The following is a 17,646-nucleotide window of genomic DNA, read 5'->3' as shown; positions in this document are numbered from 1 at the left end:
CACCCCCGCCCCCACCGATCCCGGAGCGGTTCGCCGGGGAGGTAAGGTCTTTCGGTGTCCCTGACCGCGAAAGGGGTTCTGGGTGTTGGTGCAGGTGGTACGGGACGGCGTGGTTCTGGCACTCAGCCACCGCAGTGGGCAGGGCAGGCCGCTGTTGCTCGTGCCGGGAGTCATGGCCGATGCCGCTTCATGGCAGCCTGTGGTGGACGCACTGTCCACGGATCAGCCCGTATATGTCCTGAACCGGCGCGGCCGTCGGCCCAGCGGCCCGCTGGGCGATGACTATTCGGTGGGCACTGAGGTCGAGGACCTGTGCCGTGTGCTCGACGAACTCGGTACGGATGACGACCGCAGTGGTGGAGTGGACGTCTTCGGCTGGAGCTACGGTGGCCTCATCGCGTTGGAAGCCGCGAGGCGGCATGCCGGCGTCCACTCGCTGACGCTCTACGAGCCGGTGATGCGCCCTTTCGGTCTCCAGGCACTGGATGCGCTGCGGCAGGCTGATGAGGCAGGCGATCTGGACCGGGCCGTGGAGGTCGTGAACCGGGACGTGTCCGGCTTCTCCGCCGAGTACGTCACGCAGTTGCGCCGGAGCCCGGTGTGGCAGGCACTACGGCCGCTCGCGGCGCCATTGGCCCGGGAGTTGGCGGCGCTGAATGAACACGCGGTCGAACTGCCGGGCTACGGGAGCCTTCCCATGCCCGTCACGTTGCTGCTCGGTGGCGACAACGAAGGGCTCCCCCCGTACGGGGAACCGTTCGCCCGGATCTCGGCGGCGATGCCCCGTGCTCGCGTGCGCGTGATGCCGGGGCAGGGGCACCTCGCCCACGCCCAGGATCCCCGCACGCTCGCCCGGTTCATCGTCGAGGCGCTGGACTGGGCGCACCGGAAGGACCCTTCCGTGACTGCCGGCCACGAGTGAACCGGTCCTACTGAGCCTTTTCAGCGTTGCCTCTCCGGGACGCCCCGGCGCTCGCAGGTTCGGATGGTCTTGTGGGTGCGGGAAACGGTCAAGTCGTGGCTACGGCCCGGCAGCGCGGGCGAGACCCACGGCACCTCGCCGTCCGGATCGGTGTCGACCTGGATGTCCACGCCGTGGCGACGGTGCTTGGCGGAGCAGTCGGTGCGGCTGTCCGACGCGGTCGCACTCGGCGAGGGTGCCGTCCAGAAGGACGGACTCGGGATCGTGTTCGCGCAGCATCTCGAGAAGACCCGGGGGTCTGTCGGCGAGCAGGCCGGTCACGGCGGTGACAGCGTCGGCCAACCGGCCGGTGTCCTTGACTGACCGTCCGTCGCGATGCGGCGTCAGCCGGTGCTGTCCGCATGTACGGGTGTCAGCCGTCGATGGAGGGCCTGCACGCGAGCCTCACCGACAGCAGCGGCTGCACGAGCCCCATCCCCAAGGGCGCGCACCTGCGCAGTGCACCGGCCGGGTGACGCCGGTGTCCGCCGGATGCCGGAGTGCCCCGTGTGGGAGGAGAGACGACGGGGCAACCCATCCTGCATGCGCATCGTGGTCACCGGGGCGACCGGAAACATCGGCTCTGTCGTCGTGCAACGCTTGCGTGCCGAGGGCGGGCACGACCTGGTGGGTCTGGCCCGGCGGCCACCCGAGGGCCCTGACAGCCGGGGGGTCGACTGGCGCTCGACGGACCTCAGCGTCGAGGCCTGCCACGGCACGCTCGTCGAGGCGTTCACCGGCGCGGACGCCGTCGTCCACCTGGCATGGGGCTTCCAGCCGTCCCACGATCCCGCCTACCTCACCGAGCTCGGCGTCGGCGGTACTCGCCGCGTGCTCCGGGCCGTCGCCGACACCGGCGTCCCGCACCTGGTTCACATGTCCTCGGTCGGCGCCTACTCACCGAAGAGGGACGACCGTCCGGTCGACGAGTCCTGGCCCACCGGGGGTGTGCGCAGTTCGCAGTACAGCCGGCACAAATCGGCGGCCGAACGTCTCCTCGACCGGCACGAGGCCTCCGGCGCCGGCACGCTCGTCACCCGCCTTCGGCCGGGAATCGTCGGGCAGCGCGCCGCCGGCAGCGCTCTCCTGCGGTACGGCGTGCCCGCCCTCGTGCCCCCCAAGGTGCTCGACTTGCTGCCGGTCCTGCCGATGGACCGGAGGCTGACCATCCCGATGGTTCACACCGACGACGTCGCCGAGGCGATCGTCACGGTGGTGCACCGGCGCGCGGCAGGTCCGTTCAACCTGGCCGCCGACACGCCCGTGACCGCGGCGGTCATCGCGGACGCGCTCGGCGCCAGGCTGGTGCACGTGCCCTCCGCCGTGGTCCGCGCCGTCATGTCGGCCGCCTGGCACGCGCGCCTGCAACCGGTCGACACCGGGTGGCTCGACATGGGCTTCGCGCTCCCGATGCTGGATACGACCCGCGCGCGCACGGAGCTCGACTGGGCCCCGGCCAAGGACGGCCCGCAGGTGCTCGCCGAGGTGCTCGAGGGCATGAGGGGGGCCGCGTCCGGCCGGACGCCCGTGCTGCGCCCGCGCACCGTCCTCGGAGCGCTCGGCGACGCGGTCCGTCGTGGGCCGGTCGCCGTGCGGCGACGCCCGTGACCACCGGCGCAGCACCGACGCGCCCCGGGCCGCCGCCCGTGCCGGCGCTGCTCGCCGCCGCCCACGGCGGGCCGGCCCTGGCGGTCGCCGCCATCGCGGGCCTGCTCGCGCTCCGCAGCGACCTGCACCCGCTCGATTCCGCCGTCGTCACCGCGGCGGTGCTCGCCGGCCAGCTCACGATCGGTTGGGGCAACGACCTGCGGGACCTTCCTCGCGACCGCGCCGTCGGCCGGACCGGCAAACCGCTGGTCACCGGAGCCCTCCCGGTCGGCTGGGTGGTGCGCGCCCTGGCCGTGGCCGGACTCGCCTGCATCGTGCTGTCCGCGCTCGCCGGCTGGCGCAGCGCGCTGGTCAACGTCGTCCTCGGCGCCGGCGCGGGCCACGCCTACAACCTGGGGCTCAAGGCGACCTGGTGGTCGTGGGCGCCGTACGCCAGTGCCTTCGGGACGCTGCCCTCGGTCGTCACCCTCGCCGGCCCCGCCCCGGCCTGGGCGCCGCTGTGGATGACCGGCGCCGGAGCCGCGCTCGGTGTCGGGGCACACCTGCTCAACACGCTGCCCGACCTCGCCGACGACGAACGCACCGGCGTCCGCGGCCTGCCGCACCGGATCGGCGAGCGCCGCTCGCGCATCCTGGCCGTCGTGCTGCTGTCCGCCGCCTCACTGCTGGCCGTGCTGGGGCCCGCCGGGCCCCCTCCGGCATGGGCGCCGGCGGTCCTGGCCCTGGTGGCGGTCCTCGTGGTGCTCACGTCGGCCGCCCGCGGCCGTGTTCCCTTCCGGGCCGCGGTGGCCGTCGCCCTGCTCGACGTCGTGCTGCTCGTGGCGGCCGGCTGATGGCGCCCGCATCCACTCGCTGGGACCTCGCGGTGGTCGGCGCCGGACCGGCGGGCGCCGCCGCCGCCCTGGGCGCGCTGCACGCCGACGCGAGCCTGCGCGTCGCCCTTGTGGACCGGGCGGACTTCCCGCGGGACAAAGCCTGCGGCGACGGGGTGGCCCCACACGTCCTCGACCTCCTCGCCGAGGTCGGCGTCACCGGTCTCGTCGACGACCGGGTCCCGGTCGAGCGCCTCCGTCTCGGCCGGGGCGGCCTGGTCGCCGAGCGGCGCATGGCCCGCCCGGCGTGGGTGGTGCCGCGCCGGATCCTCGATGCCCGACTGGTCGACGCGGCCGTCGCCGCAGGCGCCCGGCTCCTGCGGCACCGCGTCCGCGATCTGCGGCAGCGCACCGACGCGGTGGTCCTGGACGGGGAGGTCTGCGCCGCGGTCGTGGTCGGCGCCGACGGCGAACACTCGGTCGTCCGACGCGCGCTGGGCCGGTCCCACGGTCCGCTGGCCCTGGCGCTGCGCGGCTACGCCCCGGTCGCACCCGGGCGGCGCGGCGCACAGGTCATCGAGTTCGGCACCCGCCATCAGCCGTCGTACGCCTGGTCCTTCGACTGCGGTGACGGTCACGCGAACGTCGGGTACGGCGAGGTCCTCCACGGGGACCGGCCGGCACCGACCCGTGCCCAGCTGTTCGAGCGGCTGGAGGCGCTCCTGCCCGGTGCGGCCGGGGAGGGGCAGGACTGGGCCGGGCACCTCCTGCCGCTCTCGACGGCGCGCTGGCGCCCTCCGGCCGGCCGCGTGCTGCTCGCGGGCGACGCCGCCTGCCTGGTGAACCCCTTGACCGGGGAGGGCATCCACCACGCCGTGGCCACCGGGATCGCGGCCGGTCGTTCCGCCGCCGCAGCCCTGCGTGAGGGACGGCCCGAGCGGACGGGAGAGCGGTACGCCCGCGTCACCCGCCGGATCCTGCTGCCCCACCTGCGCCACACCGCTCTGGCCGCCCGGCTCGCCCGTACCACCGGTGTCGTCGAGGCCGGGCTGCGGGCCTCGGCCGCCGACCGGCGCGTCTTCGACGACCTCGTCGAACTCGGTCTCGCCCGGGGCCGGCTCACCCCCACCGTCGCGCTCGGCCTCGGCCGGGCGTTCCTCACACCCGTCCGTCCGGCCGGCCGACCTCAGGAGCCAGCATGACCATGCGCGTCCTCAGTGTCTGCGGTGTCCTGCCCGAGCACTGCCACCGGCAGGAGGAGATCACCGAGTCCTTCACCGGCGCGCTGGTCGAGGGTGCGGTCGACCGCGGCGTCGTCGAGCGGTTCCACCGCAACATGTGCGTCGAGACCCGGCACACCGTGCTGTCGCTGGAGGAGTACGCCCGCCTCGGGGACTTCGGCCGGTCGAACGACGTCTTCATCCGGATGGGCGTCGAGCTGGGCGGTCGCGCGATCGTCAGCGCGCTCAAGGACGTCGGCCTCACGCCGACCGACGTCGACTTCATCGTGTCGTGCACGGTGACCGGTCTGGCCGTCCCCTCGCTCGAAGCCCGGATCGCGGCGGAGATCGGGCTGCGTCCCGACGTGGTGCGCATGCCCCTGGTCGGCCTCGGCTGTGTCGCCGGTGCGGCCGGCATCGCACGCCTGCACGACCTGCTGCGCGGCTGCCCGGAGGGGGTCGCGGTGCTGATGTCGGTCGAGTTGTGCTCGCTCACGCTCCAGCGCGAGGACACCTCGGTCGCCAATCTCGTGGCGAGCGGCCTGTTCGGGGACGGCGCAGCGGCGGTGGTCGCAGTCGGCTCCGGGCATCCGCTCGCACGGTCCGACGACCCCGCCCGCCCCGAGGTCCTCGCCTCGCGCAGTCGTCTCTATCCCGACTCGGAACGCACGATGGGCTGGGACGTCGGTTCCGGTGGGTTCAAGATCGTGCTCGACTCCTCGGTCCCCGACCTGGTGCGCCGGTACGTCGGCGACGACGTCCGCGGCTTCCTCGCCGACCACGGCCTCACCAACGACGACGTCGGCTGGTACGTCGCGCACCCGGGCGGTCCCAAGGTCCTGGAAGCGCTGCAGGACGTGCTCGGGATCGAGCGTGACGCCCTGGGGGCGACCTGGGACTCGCTGCGCCGGATCGGCAACCTGTCCTCCTCCTCGGTGCTGCACGTCCTGGCGGACACGCTCGCCGGCCGTCCTCCGCGGCCCGGCTCCCACGGGCTCATGCTCGCCCTGGGCCCGGGCTTCTGCTCCGAACTCGTGCTCCTGCGCGCCCCGGGAGGATGAGAGGTGAGCGGCGAGGTTCTGTTCACCGCCCTGGTCCTGGCCGTCGGCCTGGAGCGGGTCGCCGAACTGGTCGTGTCCCACCGCAACGCCGTCTGGAGCGTCGCGCAGGGCGGCGTGGAGGCCGGGCGGGGCCACTACCCGTTCATGGTGGTGCTGCACACGGGTCTGCTCGCCGGCGCGCTCGTGGAGGTGTGGGTGCGGCGGCCGGACACCGTACCGGTCCTCGCCTGGGCCATGCTCGCCCTCGTCGCGGCCTCTCAGGCACTGCGCTGGTGGTGCATCGCCGTCCTGGGCCGGCAGTGGAACACCCGGGTGATCGTCGTGCCCGGCGCTGCGCGCGTGACCGGCGGCCCCTACCGACGGCTCCCGCACCCGAACTACCTCGCCGTCGTCGTCGAGGGGCTCGCGCTCCCGCTGGTGCACTCGGCCTGGATCACAGCGGTCGTCTTCACCGTGCTGAACGGGTTCCTGCTCGCCACCCGCGTCCGCGTCGAGAACGCCGCCCTGACGCGGCTGGCCTGAGGGGGCACACATGGATCTGCTCGTCGTCGGAGGGGGGCCGGCAGGTCTCGCCACGGCGTTGCACGCGGCTCGGGCGGGCCTCGAGGTCGCCGTCTGGGAGCAGCGCGCCGGTACCGTCGACAAGGCGTGCGGCGAGGGTCTGATGCCGGGTGCCGTCGCCGCCCTGGCAGCGCTCGGTGTGCACCCGCCGGGACACGACCTGCGGGGCATCGGGTACGTCTGCGGGCCGCGCCGGGTCGACGCCGACTTCCGGGCGGGGCCGGGCCGCGGGGTACGTCGCACCGCCCTGCACGCGGCGCTGCGAGAGGTGGTGCTGGCCGCCGGCGTGCGGGTCGAGCAGCGCACCGTGCGCCGTGTCGAGCAGGACGAGGACGGTGTGGTGGTCGACGGCACCCGTGCCGGCCACCTCGTCGCCGCGGACGGCCTGCACTCGCCGATCCGCCGGTCCCTGGGCCTGCACCGGCCGCGTCGGGCCCACCGGCGGCACGGGCTGCGCCGCCACTACGCGCTCGCCCCCTGGAGCGACCGCGTCGAGGTGCACTGGGCCCGTGACGCGGAGGCCTACGTGACCCCGGTGGGCGACGACCTCGTAGGCGTCGCGGTGCTCACCTCCGGCCGCGGACCGTACGACGACCACCTCGCCGCCTTCCCCGAGTTGCGGGAGCGGCTGGCCGGAGCCGGGCCCGTCGGGCCGGTGCGCGGGGCGGGGCCGCTCCGCCAGGACACGAGCGCGCGCACCGCCGGCCGGGTGCTGCTCGTCGGCGACGCGGCCGGTTACGTCGACGCGCTGACCGGCGAGGGCATCGCGCTGGCGCTCGCGCAGGCCCCGGCGGCGGTGCGCGCGGTCATCGGCAACGACCCGGCAGCGTACGAGCGGGAGTGGCGACGGCTCACCCGGCGCTACCGCTGGCTGACCCGGGCGCTGCTCGGCGCGACGAGGATGCCTCCGGTCCGCGCCGCGCTGGTGCCCACGGCGCAGCGGCTGCCACGGCTGTTCTCCGCGACCGTCGACGCGCTGGCGCGCCCGGCGGGGACGTGAACCGGCAGGCGCAGGGTCCGCACCCACGAAGAAGACGCCTCCCGAGTGAGGGCCGGAACCACACCCCGAGCCGTGGCCGCCCCCAGGAACCTGGTCATCGGCCCTCTCCGGCTCACCGGCCGCGCAGACATCGCCGCCGGCCTCCGCCACCACGCCCGCAAAACCGCCGGGCCCTCGGCCGCCTCGGACATCAGGTGATCAAACCGGCCCCCCACGAGAACGACGCAGCCCTGCGTCGCCGGCTTCGTCCGGCGGGCCCGGCGGCCGTCACGGAAGATCGGGGCTGAATGCGGCATGAAGCAGGCGGTTCAGCTTGTGATCGAGACCACGCGTGAGCGAAGGGTAGGCGTGCTTTCCCAGATGCCTGTGTTCGAACACCTGGCGAAAGTCCCGGCCGAAGACCGGAGCAGCAGCCTGGAACACCTCCGCTTCTCTCTCACCCAGCGTCTGGAGCACGGGAACATCAAGGGGCCGGGGCTTCTCGAATATCCCAGCCCGCTCATGGGCAGGTGACCGCCATGCGGACATCGCGATGAAGAAGCGTACGTCGCCCAGTCCCACCTCACGCCCCCGAGCCTGACGGTGGAGAGCGGCCGAAGCCATCGCAGCGCCTTCGCCGAATCCAGCGACACCGGCGAACGGCCCATGCTCTTCCGCGACCGCCCTGAGGTACTGGAGGGCCGAGTTCAAGGACTCCTCGGCATCGGCATCAGCAGGTGCCAGGCCGGCCGGAGTGTCGTGGTACTGGTCCCACAGTTCCGAGAAGCCCGCCTTCCACTCCCGATAGGTTCCCGTCAGGTCGTAGAGACCCTCCTCGGCCAAGGAGTCCAGGCCCCGGATGTTCAGTTGCTCCACACCGGTGAACGCCGGCATCGCGTAGGGAGCGTCGGGAATGACGAACTCCAGATCTTCTCGCCTGGTCCAACCGGCCTTTTTCAGCATGGCCCGGGAAAGACGTCCGTCGGTCCCCCGGCCCGGCAGGAACAGCACCCGGTGTCGTCGCGGCACGAAGATGCTCATCGGGCCGAAGCCGTCATGCTGGACACGTCGCTCCACGGGGAACGCGGGATCCCGCCGGTGAAGCAGCGACACGGTCGGGGACATCACGCTCCAAAGCCCCTCCCCCTCGTCTTCCGTTCCGCCCATCATCGCGGAGTACGCCCGCCACTCCGCTTCCCGCTCCTTTTGGAAGCGGTCGAACGGGCAGAGCTCGGCAGTTCGCGATGCGACATTCTTCTTCGCGCGCTCGATGAAATCCCACAACTCTACGAGCAGTCGTTCGGAGGACGACTTTTCCGACGACTCCACAGCGATCCTGCCGAACAGCGCTTTCAGCTCCGCAGGGTTGTCCCGGAAATGCAGGTAAGCTTCAGCGAATGCCTGCAGGAAGAACACGTAACTCGAGCAGAGCAGGGATTTCGCCTTTCGGGGGATCTGCGCGCCGTCGTTGTAGGTGAACAGATTGGGGTCCCCGTCGATCCAGAGCCCTTCGACTCTGCTGTCCTCGCCGAAGATCTTCGTCAGGACGCTCCGGTCCGTGTGCGATCCCAGGCACTTGACCAGCACGTCGGCCTCCACCTCCGTCCCGCTCTCCGTGACGACCGAACGGGCCGACACGTGATCGATCTCGCTCTCCATGACGGTCACCTTCCCGAGCGCCTGCGCCAGGAAGTAGACGTCCGAGGCCGCCGGAACCGTCGACTGATCCAGCACGAAACTTCCGTCCGCCTCCCGGGAGAGCGAGGGAAGGGATGCTATGTCGATGCCGCAGAGGTCGTAGAACGGGCGCATGATGTCGACGACGTCATCGAGCGGTGTCGCTCCCTCGCTTGAGTTGATCAGCCAGTTGCAGAGAGTGGACACGACCAGGTTCCGCCGTCGGCAGATGATCGTCACATGCCGCGCACCGTTCTCCAGGGCGGTGCGCATGTTCTCCAGGGCGAAAGCACCGTGTCCGACAATCGCCACCGATGCGTTCTTGAACTTTTCCGGCGGCGTGTCATCGGCGACCCCCAGTCCGACATGCCCCGCAAAGAGGTGCTCGTCACGAAACCGGTGCCGCACGGGCAGGTGGAGCCCGCCCGTAAGAGCCGCGACACCTGAGACGCGGACGGACTTGGTGACTCCGCGCTGGAGGTATACGGCCTCGTATTCCTGCTCTCGCACCTTCCTGACGGAAACCACTTCACAGTTGAAGTGAATCGGTGCCTTCAGTTCGGACGCCACGGAGTTCGACTGCTGGAGGACCTCGTCCCTGCCCGGGAACACCGCCCGCCACCGATGGTCGCCGTGCACCGCGGGTGATGCGCTGTCGAAACTGTACGCTGGGGAATCGATTTGAACTTTGGAATCCGCATTGGCAAGTGAGCTCCATACGCCGCCCACACGGTCCCGCTTCTCCAGGATCATCGCCGCAACGCCCAGCCTCTCCAGTCGTCGAGCGAATCCGAGACCGCCCAGGCCTGCCCCTATGACCAGGACCGGCAGACGCGGTGAAGCGGGCGGCTGCGCAGCAGTGCGCGTCCGGCTCGCGGGCTTCCGTGACGCGGGCTCGTGCCGGGTAGCCGCACCCTCGCTCGATCGACTTCGTAGCTGCTCGAAGATGTACCCCACCAGAGAGCGCACATCTGCGGACTCCACGGCGAATGCCGGAGGCAGCACGACTTCCAGGTCGGACGCGATCCTGTTTCGCAGCAATACGCTTCCCAACGAGTCCAGGCCGGAGTCGGCCAATGAGGTGTCGTCCTCGACATGCCGTCCCACCGCTGCCCGGGCCGCCGTGCGTACGACCTGTTCCACGTCGCCCAGCGCCGGCGGCGGCGCCGGCGCATCCGTTCGCTGCCGGGTGGTGAAGCGTGAAACGAAACGGCTCCTCAGCGACAGCGTGTCCCAATCCAGCGGGGAGACGCAGACCACTCCCCGCTCGGGCCCGGCGAGCAGCCGGTTCAGCGCCGTGGCCCCGAGATCGTTGCCGATCGCTCCGAAGCCCGCGGTCCTCGCGCGTTCGACCGCTCCGTGTCGCACCGCGATGCCGGCGTCGGACCACGCACCCCACTGGATGGAGAGAACGGGCTCACCCCGCAGCGACCAGGACTCGGCCAACGCGTCCAGCGTCGCGTTCGCCGCGGCATGGCTCGCCTGCCCGGCGGCCCCGAAGAGGGAGGCGGCCGAGGAGAACAGCACCAGGAAGTCCGGCGGGGCGAAGACGCTCCGAAGATTCTTCGCGCCGTCGACCTTGGCCCCGTAAGCCTGCCTCAGCTTCTGTTCCGACTGGTGCGCCAGCATGCCGTCGGCCAGGACGCCTGCGGCGTGGACGACGCCCGCCACCGCCGGCATACCGGCCTTCGCGATGGCGTCCCGCGCCCGACGAACACTCCGCGGGTCGCTCACGTCACAGGTCATCCACTCGACCCGCGCCGACCGACGCAGTTCGGCGACCGCGGGCGGCACCGGAGATCCCGGGCGCGCCGACCGGGACAGCAGCACTACGTGCCGCGCCCCCCGGTGAGCCAAGAACTCGGCCGCCACCAGCCCCAGAGCTCCCGACCCGCCGCTCACCACGTACGTCGCATCCGGCCGGGCGGCGAACCCTTCATCGCCGACGAAGTGCCGTCGCAGTCTCGGGACTTCGAGGACGCCGGTCCTGGTGAACCGGTAGTCCTCCTCCAGACGGTCGCTCCGGCTCAGTGTCAACGCCCGGGAAAGCTGCTCCCTGGGTGCCTCGATGCAGTGAACCGCCAGGTCGGGCCGCTCCAGCCGGGCAGTCCGGGCCAGCCCCCACAATCCCGCGTCGTCGGCCGCACCCGGCGCCGGCAGGAACACCACCCTGGACGGGGAGGAAAGCACCCCCTGTGAACAGGCTTGCAGCACGCGCAGCCCCGCCGGCACATCAGCTTCTCGTCCGTCGCTCAGGACCGCCACGCAGCTCCAGGCCTGCTCGGCGAGCACGTCGCCGAGCGAATCCGAGGCGCGCACCGCGCGGTTGACCCACCCGCCCGGCAGATCGGCATCGACGTCCGCATCCGACAACAGCAGACGGGGACCTGGCCGCGAAACCCCTGAGGGCCCCTCCGCCTCGACCCATGCCGTCGAATAGAAACAGTCGGCAACCGCGGACGAGTGCACGGCTTCCGTGGAAAGGCTCGGGGACACACTGCTCATATCGGCACTCCTCGTTCGCGGACGGTCGGCAGAGGTCTGTGGGACCGACGTACAGGCCAGTAGCCGGTTCAGCCGCCGGATTTCTCACTCCCCCCCAGGTCCCGGAACTTCTTGGTCGCGATGTTCACGCAGAGGGACGGCGACAGTCTGAAGAGCCACCAGAACAGCTTCCAGGCCGCGGGAACCACGATGATCCCCTTGTTCCGGGCGACCGCGTCGAGCGACTTCCCGGCGAATTCCTCCGCCGAGATCGGCTTCTGCTCTTCCCACATGTTCCGCGTCATCTCACGGGTCACGCCCTCGACGCGGCGGCCGTACACTCCTCCCTCGATGAGGGGGGTCCGGACGACGCCCGGGCACAGCACGCTCACACGCACCCCGAGCTGTGCCCCCTCGATGCGCAGATTGTGCGAGAGCCCGACCACGGCGTGCTTGGTGGTGACGTACGAGGTCGTCCCCGCACTCGGGACCAGCCCCGCCAGGGACGCGGTGTTCACGATGTGCCCGAACCCCTGGTCGATCATCAGGTTGTAGGCGGCCTGAACGCCGTTGACGACACCGACGAGGTTGACGTCGATCATGCGCCGCCAGTCCTCGATGCGATAGTGCCGGGCGCCCGCACCCATGCCGTGGGTGATGCCGGCGTTGTTGAACAGGTAGTCCAGACGTCCGGTCCGCGCGACGGTGTCCTTGACGAGCTGTTCGAACTTCGCGTGGTCGGTGACGTCGAGCCAGGCGGCGGTCGCCTTCCCACCGGTTTTCCGAAGAGCGGCGGCCACCTCCTCCGCCTGCTCGATCTGGAGGTCGGCCAGCACCACCTCGCAGCCACGGGCCACGAGTTCCTCGGCCAGCGCACGGCCGATCCCCGACGCGGCACCCGTGATGACCGCGGTGGCGTCCCGATAGATTCTGATCTCGTTCGACGTCGACATGACCGGATTTCCTCCCTGGATCCCGACTCGTCCTCAGCCTCGTATGGAAGCCGTCTGCTCCTGAAACTCGCGAAGCGATCTCAGGTCCTGTCCGAAACGATTGACGGTGTGCGCCTGCGCGGAGCCGCTGCCCGGCGGCAGGATGTACTTCACGAATGTCGCGAGTGTCGCGCTGGGCCCGAGGTCGACGAAGGTCGCGTCGCCGGCGGCGATCACCTTCTCGATGGTCCGCGCGAAATCCACCGGACTTCTCATGGCGGCCCAGACGCCGTCGGCCGTCACGTCGACGACGCGGTCCGTGGAGGCGGACGACACGATCGGGATCTTCGGCGGAGCGAACGTCACGGTGCCGAGGAGGCCGCGCACCTGTTCCTCGACCGAGTCGATGAGTTCGGTGTGCACGCCGTGGTTGACCGGCAGCCGCTGGCAGACGATCCCCTCCTGCCCCAGGGAGCGTTCGAGCCGGTCCACCGCCCCGACGCGACCGCTGACCACGAAGTTGCCGTCGAAGTTGCGTCCCGTCACCCAGCAGTCGGCGAACAACCCGGCGTGGCTGCGCAGGAGTTCTTCCGTACCGAGCACCGCCAGCATCCCGGACGGCGGGGTGCGATCCGCCAGCGTCCGTGCGAACTCCACGGCGAAGGAGATCCCGAGCTCCAGCGAAAGCACCTCCGCGACCACGGCAGCGGTGATCTCGCCCAGGCTGTAGCCCACCAGGGCGTCGGGCCGGTAACCCATTTCCTGCACGACGCGTGTGAGGCTGTACTCCACGCACAGCAGCGCCGCGTTGGAGTCCGCCAGCGAGTCGAACGGATCGCTCTTCGTTCGGTCCTGGTCGAATATCGTGTCCACCACTGACTTGCCGAGGACGGGGAAGGCGATGTCGTCGCAGTGCTCCAGCCAGAGCCGGTAGCGCGGATGCCGTTCGTACAGTTCGCGGGTCATGTGGAAGTACTGGGAGCCCTGCCCCGAGTACATGAACACGGTGGATCTCGTCACCGCGCCGCTCCTTTCGCGAGGTCTCGGACCTTGGCCCGGGGGCCCTTCGCCGTCAGCACTTCTCGAGGCAGATCGCCGCGCTGACGCCACCGAAGCCCATGCTCAGGCTCACAGCCGTGCGGACCGCGCAGTCCTCCGCCTCCTCGCGCACCCAGGGGAACCGTTCGTCCAGCGGATCGGCCAGGTTGCGGGTGGGGTGCAGCTTCCGCCCCCTCATCTGCAGGAGCGTGGCCACGATCTCCACCGCCCCCGCCGCGGTGAGCCCATGCCCGGTGATCGACTTGGTCGCGTTGATCCGGGCGTCGGTGAGCCCGCAGCGCGCGAGCGCCTGCAGTTCGACCGCGTCCCCGGTGGGGGAGCCTGTGCCGTGCGGGTTGACGTAGTCGACGTCTGACGCGGACAGGCCGGCTTCCCGTAGCGCGGCCTGGATGACGGCCGCCTCTCCCTCCACCGACGGGTGGGGATTGCGGGTGCCGTCCATTGCCCTGCCGCCACCGCAGAAGCGCGCGTACGGCGCCGGATGCCGGCGCCCGTCCGCCCGCTCGACGACCACTGCGGCGCATGCCTCACCGAAGATGAACCCGTCGTGGTCACGGTCGAAGGGGCGGCAGGCCGCGGCCGGATCGTCGGCCCAGCGGTGGGAGCCCATGGCGCCCATGGCCTGGAACGCCAGGCATTCCCAGTACGACAGGTCCATGAGCGCGCCGAGGGCGATGCAGACGTCGACCTCGCCGTACTGCACCGCCCGCACGGCCTGGAGCACCGCGAGCAGACCGCTGGCCGAAGCGCCGCCGAGTGTATGGGCGAAGCCCCGGATCGGGAACTGCTCGGTGCAGAATCCGCACAGGTCGGAATCCATGAAGCCCATGCCGTACGTCGGGCGCAGGAACTCGGGACGGTCCGCGTGGCGGGCGTGCAGCAGGGTCAACTCGCGCTGCTGGACATTGGACCCGCCGACCACGAGGCCGATGCGGGACGGGTCGGCCTCGTCCAGCCCGGCCTCCTGCCATGCCTCGTGCAGCGTGGTCAGGGCCACCCTGGCCGAGAGCGAGGCCGTGCGCACGGTGCGCGCGGCGATGCTCCCGGGCAGGCTCGGCTCCCCCATCTCGGCGCCCAGGAAGGCCGCGGTTTTGTCGGGGGAAGGGGCCGGAGGCAGCCGGCCCGGTCGCCGCATGAGCCCGAAGGCGTGGCGACCGTCGAGAAGGGCTGCGACGAAGTCGTCCTTGCCCTGGCCCACCGCGGTGGTGACGCCCAGGCCCGTGACGACGACGTCGCGGCCGTCAGACCGCGGACTTGTCATGGATGAGATCCGCCAGCTCGCCTATGTTCTTCGCGTCCGCCAGCTCGACCAGGGGGATGCTCGCCGACAGCGACTCCAGGGTCATGACGATGATCTCTGCCCGGTCGATGGAGTTGGCTCCCAGCTCGCGGAGCGAGTCGGTGGGGGCGAAGCGGTGTTCTTCGAGCTCGGGGATCACCTCGCGGGTGTGTTCCACGATCAGGTCGAAGACGCGTGTGTCCGGCATGGGGTGTCAGCCTTCTGTGTAGTGGGATGTGATGAGAGCCCGGACCTCGGGCTGGTGGAAGGTCTTCGCGTGCATGGCCACTTCGCGCTCGATGTAGTGCGGGAGTTCGGCGCGGAGCTCGGAGACCAGGTGGCTCTTGAGTGTGACCAGGGAGACCCTGGGCTTCTCGGCCAGCGTCTCAGCCAGTTCGAGGGCGTGGTGCAGCACCTCCGCACGCGGCAGGACCGGGAAGGGGACGCCCCGTTCCTTCAACTCGTGGCCGTAGTAGGTCTTCGCCGAGAGCAGCATTTCGCCGGCCAGGCTCATGCCGAGTTTCCTGGGCAGGATCAGGGTCGCGCCCATACCGGGGGTGAACCCGTACTTCATGAAGTTCGTCGTGTAGATGCTCTCCTGGCTGAGGATCACGAAGTCGGCGAACATCCCCATGGCGAAGCCGCCGCCGATGCCGTGCCCCTGCATCGCGGCGATGACGGGTACGGGGCAGTCCAGCGCGAGGCCGTAGATGTCGGCGTCGGTGAAACTGATGCGCCGCTCCTGGATGAGCAGCAGGCTCTCCTTGGTGCCGCCGCTCGCGAAGTAGTTGCCGTAGCCGGTGAGGACGACGGCTTTGCACCGTTCGTCGGCCGCGACCTTCGCGAAGGCGTCCTGCAGGCCCGTGATGAGCTGATCGGAGAAGGTGTTCTTGTGCACCCGGTCCTGCATCGTGATCTGGACGACCGAAGGGGTGATCTCCCGGTACTCGACGGGTGGGCCCTGCATTCCTACTCTCCTTCCCAGGGGAACTGCCCTGTGGTCACGTAGCGCTCGATCTTGCGCAGGTTCTCCTGGTCGGAGAACACCTCCTGGTTGGCCGCGACGGCCTTGTCCCGGGAGGGGAGGAGGATGTCGTCGAGGTTGCGCAGGTAGGTCTTGTAGCGGGTCACTCCCGTCTTGGGCAGCCGGCGCAGCCGCAGGAGGTGCCGGCGCAGCAGGTTCTCGCTGTTGTCCGCGCTGGCGTCGACGAGTCCCCAGCTCACGGCCTGTTCGGCGGGGAACGGCTGGGTCATCAGCGTGATGTAGTTGGACTTGGCCGGGCCGACCTTCCGGATCAGGAAGGGCAGGACGCAGGCCGGCATCAGTCCGAAGAGCATCTCGGACAGGCTGAACATCACCGCGTCCGCGCACAGCACGATGTCGCAGGCGGCCACGAACCCCATTCCTCCGGCGTTCACCTTGCCGCGTACGTGCGCCACGGAGACGAACGATCCGAAGGCCAGTGAGAGCCACAGGTCGTACAGGGCCGCCGCGGGCGATTCCCCGTTCCCGCCTGCCGCGTCTCCTGCGGCGAGGTCCCCGAAGTCGGCGCCCCAGCAGAAGACCTCGGGCAGCCCCTCCAGGACGAGGATCGTGGCGTGCTCCTCGGCGAAGCGCACCACCTCGGCACACTCCTCGACCAGGCGGGCGTTGATGGTGTTGCCCGCCTCCGGACGGTGTATCCGGAGGAAGCAGATCCCGTTCTCGAAGCGGACCCTGACCGTGTCGAACGCCGCCGTGTTCAGGACACCCACTCGTACTCCCGGTGGAACTCGTCGATCCGCTTCAGGAAGAGGCGTTCCCGGCCGCTTCCGGTCCGGGCCTGCGGAACGATGCCGGTGTTCAGGTGGGCGTTCCGGGTGCCGAATTTCACCGCGTGGTTGGCCTGGAGCAGTGAGTCGTACTCCGGCATCGTCAACTCGTACCGGCCGCCGAGGTGCTTCTCGATGCCGAGGTCACGCGTGCGGTCCTGGCTCTCCTGGCGGGACACGCCGCTGAAGAACTCGGAGCAGCAGCCGGAGCCGTACGAGAAGACGCCTATGCGTTGGGGGCTGGACAGGTCCGCGTTGTCGATGGTGCTGGCCAGCGACAGCATGGTGGTCGCCCCCATGATGTTCCCGACGCGCTGACAGTACGTCAGGCCCGGGTGCATACGCCGCCGGAAGTCCTCCTCGATGACCGCGGGACGCGCCTTGGCGACCTTGCGCATCAGGTTGCGGTGCGCGCCCTTGATCATTCCGCCGAAGGGCGTGTGGAAGGCGAGATAGCCGAAGGTGGAGACGAAGTCGACGTCGCCGACACGTCGCTGGTACTCGAGGAAGGAGTTCTCGCAGCAGTCCAGGTAGGAGAGCAGGGACAGGTCCGCGTTGCCCGCTTCGCTGTCGGGCAGGGGACGGCAGGTGTCCATCACCTCGTAGCCGTAGTAGCCGCTCGCGCCGACGTCGATCTGGAAGATGTGCGGGGTGTCGCTGACGATCATCGCCACGGCGCCGGCTCCGCCGCTCGGTTCGGCGAAGGACCAGTCCTCGGAGAGCGCGTCACCGCTCTCCGCGACCATGAAGCGCGTGATGTCGGTGGCGATGACCAGGGCCTTCGCGCCCGGCGAGGTCCCCGACAGGATGAAGTTCGCCGCCGTCTGCAGTGCCGCGACCCCCGAGTAGCACGCGTTCTTGATCTCGAAGAGGCGGCAGTTCCGGTTCAGCCCGAGCAGGTCGTGGAAGTACGTGCTCATGGACTTGCCGAAGTCGAACGCCGACTCGGTCGCGGTGATGACCAGCTCGATGGAGTCCCGCTCCTCGGGCGAGAGCGCGTCGATGAGGGGCTTGGCCGCGTTGACGCCGAACGTCACCGGATCCTCGTACGGCAGCGCGACGGTCTTCTCCTTCATGAGCAGGTTGTCGAACCTCGCGGTGTCGAGGCCTCGGTGGATCGCCAGCTTTTCCACGTCGAGATAGCAGGAGCCGGCGAAGACGTTCAGTGCTTCGATTCCAACGGTCGTCATGACTTCTCTTC

The 17,646-nt window shown here is 70.2% G+C and carries 15 protein-coding genes and 1 pseudogene; 7 read left to right on the top strand and 9 right to left on the bottom strand.

Features of this window, described 5'->3' with window-relative positions; all coding sequences use genetic code 11:
- Positions 1-82: 82 nt before the first annotated feature.
- Positions 83-922: an alpha/beta hydrolase gene (locus tag GL259_RS36815; protein ID WP_243762507.1), complete on the top strand. Its 840-nt coding sequence runs from the start codon at positions 83-85 to the stop codon at positions 920-922.
- A 35-nt stretch (positions 923-957) separates the two neighbouring features.
- Here GL259_RS36815 and GL259_RS36810 read toward each other — a convergent pair.
- Positions 958-1,252: pseudogene (locus GL259_RS36810) on the bottom strand (transposase family protein); the annotation flags it as partial.
- Between the two features lie 252 nt (positions 1,253-1,504).
- Here GL259_RS36810 and GL259_RS36805 point away from each other — a divergent pair.
- The 6 genes from GL259_RS36805 to GL259_RS36780 are packed head-to-tail and all read left to right on the top strand — an operon-like array spanning position 1,505 to position 7,223.
- A complete protein-coding gene (locus tag GL259_RS36805) occupies positions 1,505-2,569 on the top strand; it encodes an NAD-dependent epimerase/dehydratase family protein (protein ID WP_159538054.1) in 1,065 nt (354 codons plus the stop codon).
- Positions 2,566-3,402: a UbiA family prenyltransferase gene (locus GL259_RS36800; RefSeq protein ID WP_208026573.1), complete on the top strand. Its 837-nt coding sequence runs from the start codon at positions 2,566-2,568 to the stop codon at positions 3,400-3,402. The genes GL259_RS36805 and GL259_RS36800 overlap by 4 nt, the downstream gene beginning before the upstream one ends.
- A complete protein-coding gene (locus tag GL259_RS36795) occupies positions 3,402-4,583 on the top strand; it encodes a geranylgeranyl reductase family protein (RefSeq protein ID WP_159538052.1) in 1,182 nt (393 codons plus the stop codon). The genes GL259_RS36800 and GL259_RS36795 overlap by 1 nt, the downstream gene beginning before the upstream one ends.
- Entirely contained in the window at positions 4,580-5,662 is a 1,083-nt protein-coding gene (locus GL259_RS36790; RefSeq protein WP_159538050.1) for a 3-oxoacyl-[acyl-carrier-protein] synthase III C-terminal domain-containing protein, read from the top strand. Before GL259_RS36795 ends, GL259_RS36790 begins: the two co-directional genes overlap by 4 nt.
- 3 nt (positions 5,663-5,665) lie before the next feature.
- Positions 5,666-6,184, top strand: a complete 519-nt coding sequence (locus GL259_RS36785; RefSeq protein WP_159538048.1) for an isoprenylcysteine carboxylmethyltransferase family protein — start codon at positions 5,666-5,668, stop codon at positions 6,182-6,184.
- Between the two features lie 10 nt (positions 6,185-6,194).
- Positions 6,195-7,223: an NAD(P)/FAD-dependent oxidoreductase gene (locus tag GL259_RS36780; protein WP_159538046.1), complete on the top strand. Its 1,029-nt coding sequence runs from the start codon at positions 6,195-6,197 to the stop codon at positions 7,221-7,223.
- 267 nt (positions 7,224-7,490) lie between these two features.
- On the opposite strand, the gene GL259_RS36775 is transcribed toward GL259_RS36780, so the two are convergent.
- The 8 genes from GL259_RS36775 to GL259_RS36740 all read right to left on the bottom strand — a co-directional run bounded on the left by GL259_RS36775 (position 7,491) and on the right by GL259_RS36740 (position 17,635).
- Entirely contained in the window at positions 7,491-11,384 is a 3,894-nt protein-coding gene (locus tag GL259_RS36775; RefSeq protein ID WP_159538044.1) for an SDR family NAD(P)-dependent oxidoreductase, read from the bottom strand.
- Positions 11,385-11,452: 68 nt separating this feature from the next.
- Complete coding sequence (locus GL259_RS36770; RefSeq protein ID WP_159538042.1) at positions 11,453-12,316, bottom strand: SDR family oxidoreductase; 864 nt, start codon at positions 12,314-12,316, stop codon at positions 11,453-11,455.
- 33 nt (positions 12,317-12,349) lie between these two features.
- On the bottom strand, positions 12,350-13,294 hold the full coding sequence (locus GL259_RS36765; protein ID WP_279578657.1) for an acyltransferase domain-containing protein: 945 nt from the start codon (positions 13,292-13,294) through the stop codon (positions 12,350-12,352).
- 73 nt (positions 13,295-13,367) lie between these two features.
- Positions 13,368-14,615, bottom strand: a complete 1,248-nt coding sequence (locus tag GL259_RS36760; RefSeq protein ID WP_159538037.1) for a beta-ketoacyl synthase N-terminal-like domain-containing protein — start codon at positions 14,613-14,615, stop codon at positions 13,368-13,370.
- Positions 14,596-14,841 carry an acyl carrier protein gene (locus tag GL259_RS36755; protein WP_159538035.1) on the bottom strand — a complete coding sequence of 82 codons (246 nt, stop codon included), beginning with the start codon at positions 14,839-14,841 and terminating at the stop codon, positions 14,596-14,598. The genes GL259_RS36760 and GL259_RS36755 overlap by 20 nt, the downstream gene beginning before the upstream one ends.
- Before the next feature lie 6 nt (positions 14,842-14,847).
- On the bottom strand, positions 14,848-15,600 hold the full coding sequence (locus GL259_RS36750; protein ID WP_159538033.1) for a polyketide synthase: 753 nt from the start codon (positions 15,598-15,600) through the stop codon (positions 14,848-14,850).
- Between the two features lie 2 nt (positions 15,601-15,602).
- Positions 15,603-16,388, bottom strand: a complete 786-nt coding sequence (locus GL259_RS36745; protein ID WP_159538031.1) for an enoyl-CoA hydratase/isomerase — start codon at positions 16,386-16,388, stop codon at positions 15,603-15,605.
- On the bottom strand, positions 16,376-17,635 hold the full coding sequence (locus GL259_RS36740; protein WP_159538030.1) for a hydroxymethylglutaryl-CoA synthase family protein: 1,260 nt from the start codon (positions 17,633-17,635) through the stop codon (positions 16,376-16,378). Before GL259_RS36740 ends, GL259_RS36745 begins: the two co-directional genes overlap by 13 nt.
- Between the last annotated feature and the right edge of the window lie 11 nt (positions 17,636-17,646).

This window comes from Streptomyces sp. Tu 3180 (assembly GCF_009852415.1).
Classification (GTDB): Bacteria; Actinomycetota; Actinomycetes; order Streptomycetales; family Streptomycetaceae; genus Streptomyces.
Note: the sequence above shows the minus strand (reverse complement) of the source record. Positions and strands in the feature narration are given on the sequence as shown.

Excerpts from the sequence above, each read along its gene's own strand:
- GL259_RS36805 (WP_159538054.1), top strand. The coding sequence starts at position 1,505 with ATGCGCATCGTGGTCACCGGGGCGACCGGAAACATCGGCTCTGTCGTC.
- GL259_RS36795 (WP_159538052.1), top strand. The coding sequence starts at position 3,402 with ATGGCGCCCGCATCCACTCGCTGGGACCTCGCGGTGGTCGGCGCCGGA.
- GL259_RS36790 (WP_159538050.1), top strand. The coding sequence starts at position 4,580 with ATGACCATGCGCGTCCTCAGTGTCTGCGGTGTCCTGCCCGAGCACTGC.
- GL259_RS36780 (WP_159538046.1), top strand. The coding sequence starts at position 6,195 with ATGGATCTGCTCGTCGTCGGAGGGGGGCCGGCAGGTCTCGCCACGGCG.
- GL259_RS36775 (WP_159538044.1), bottom strand. The coding sequence starts at position 11,384 with ATGAGCAGTGTGTCCCCGAGCCTTTCCACGGAAGCCGTGCACTCGTCC.
- GL259_RS36770 (WP_159538042.1), bottom strand. The coding sequence starts at position 12,316 with ATGTCGACGTCGAACGAGATCAGAATCTATCGGGACGCCACCGCGGTC.
- GL259_RS36765 (WP_279578657.1), bottom strand. The coding sequence starts at position 13,294 with ATGTACTCGGGGCAGGGCTCCCAGTACTTCCACATGACCCGCGAACTG.
- GL259_RS36760 (WP_159538037.1), bottom strand. The coding sequence starts at position 14,615 with ATGACAAGTCCGCGGTCTGACGGCCGCGACGTCGTCGTCACGGGCCTG.
- GL259_RS36755 (WP_159538035.1), bottom strand. The coding sequence starts at position 14,841 with ATGCCGGACACACGCGTCTTCGACCTGATCGTGGAACACACCCGCGAG.
- GL259_RS36750 (WP_159538033.1), bottom strand. The coding sequence starts at position 15,600 with ATGCAGGGCCCACCCGTCGAGTACCGGGAGATCACCCCTTCGGTCGTC.
- GL259_RS36740 (WP_159538030.1), bottom strand. The coding sequence starts at position 17,635 with ATGACGACCGTTGGAATCGAAGCACTGAACGTCTTCGCCGGCTCCTGC.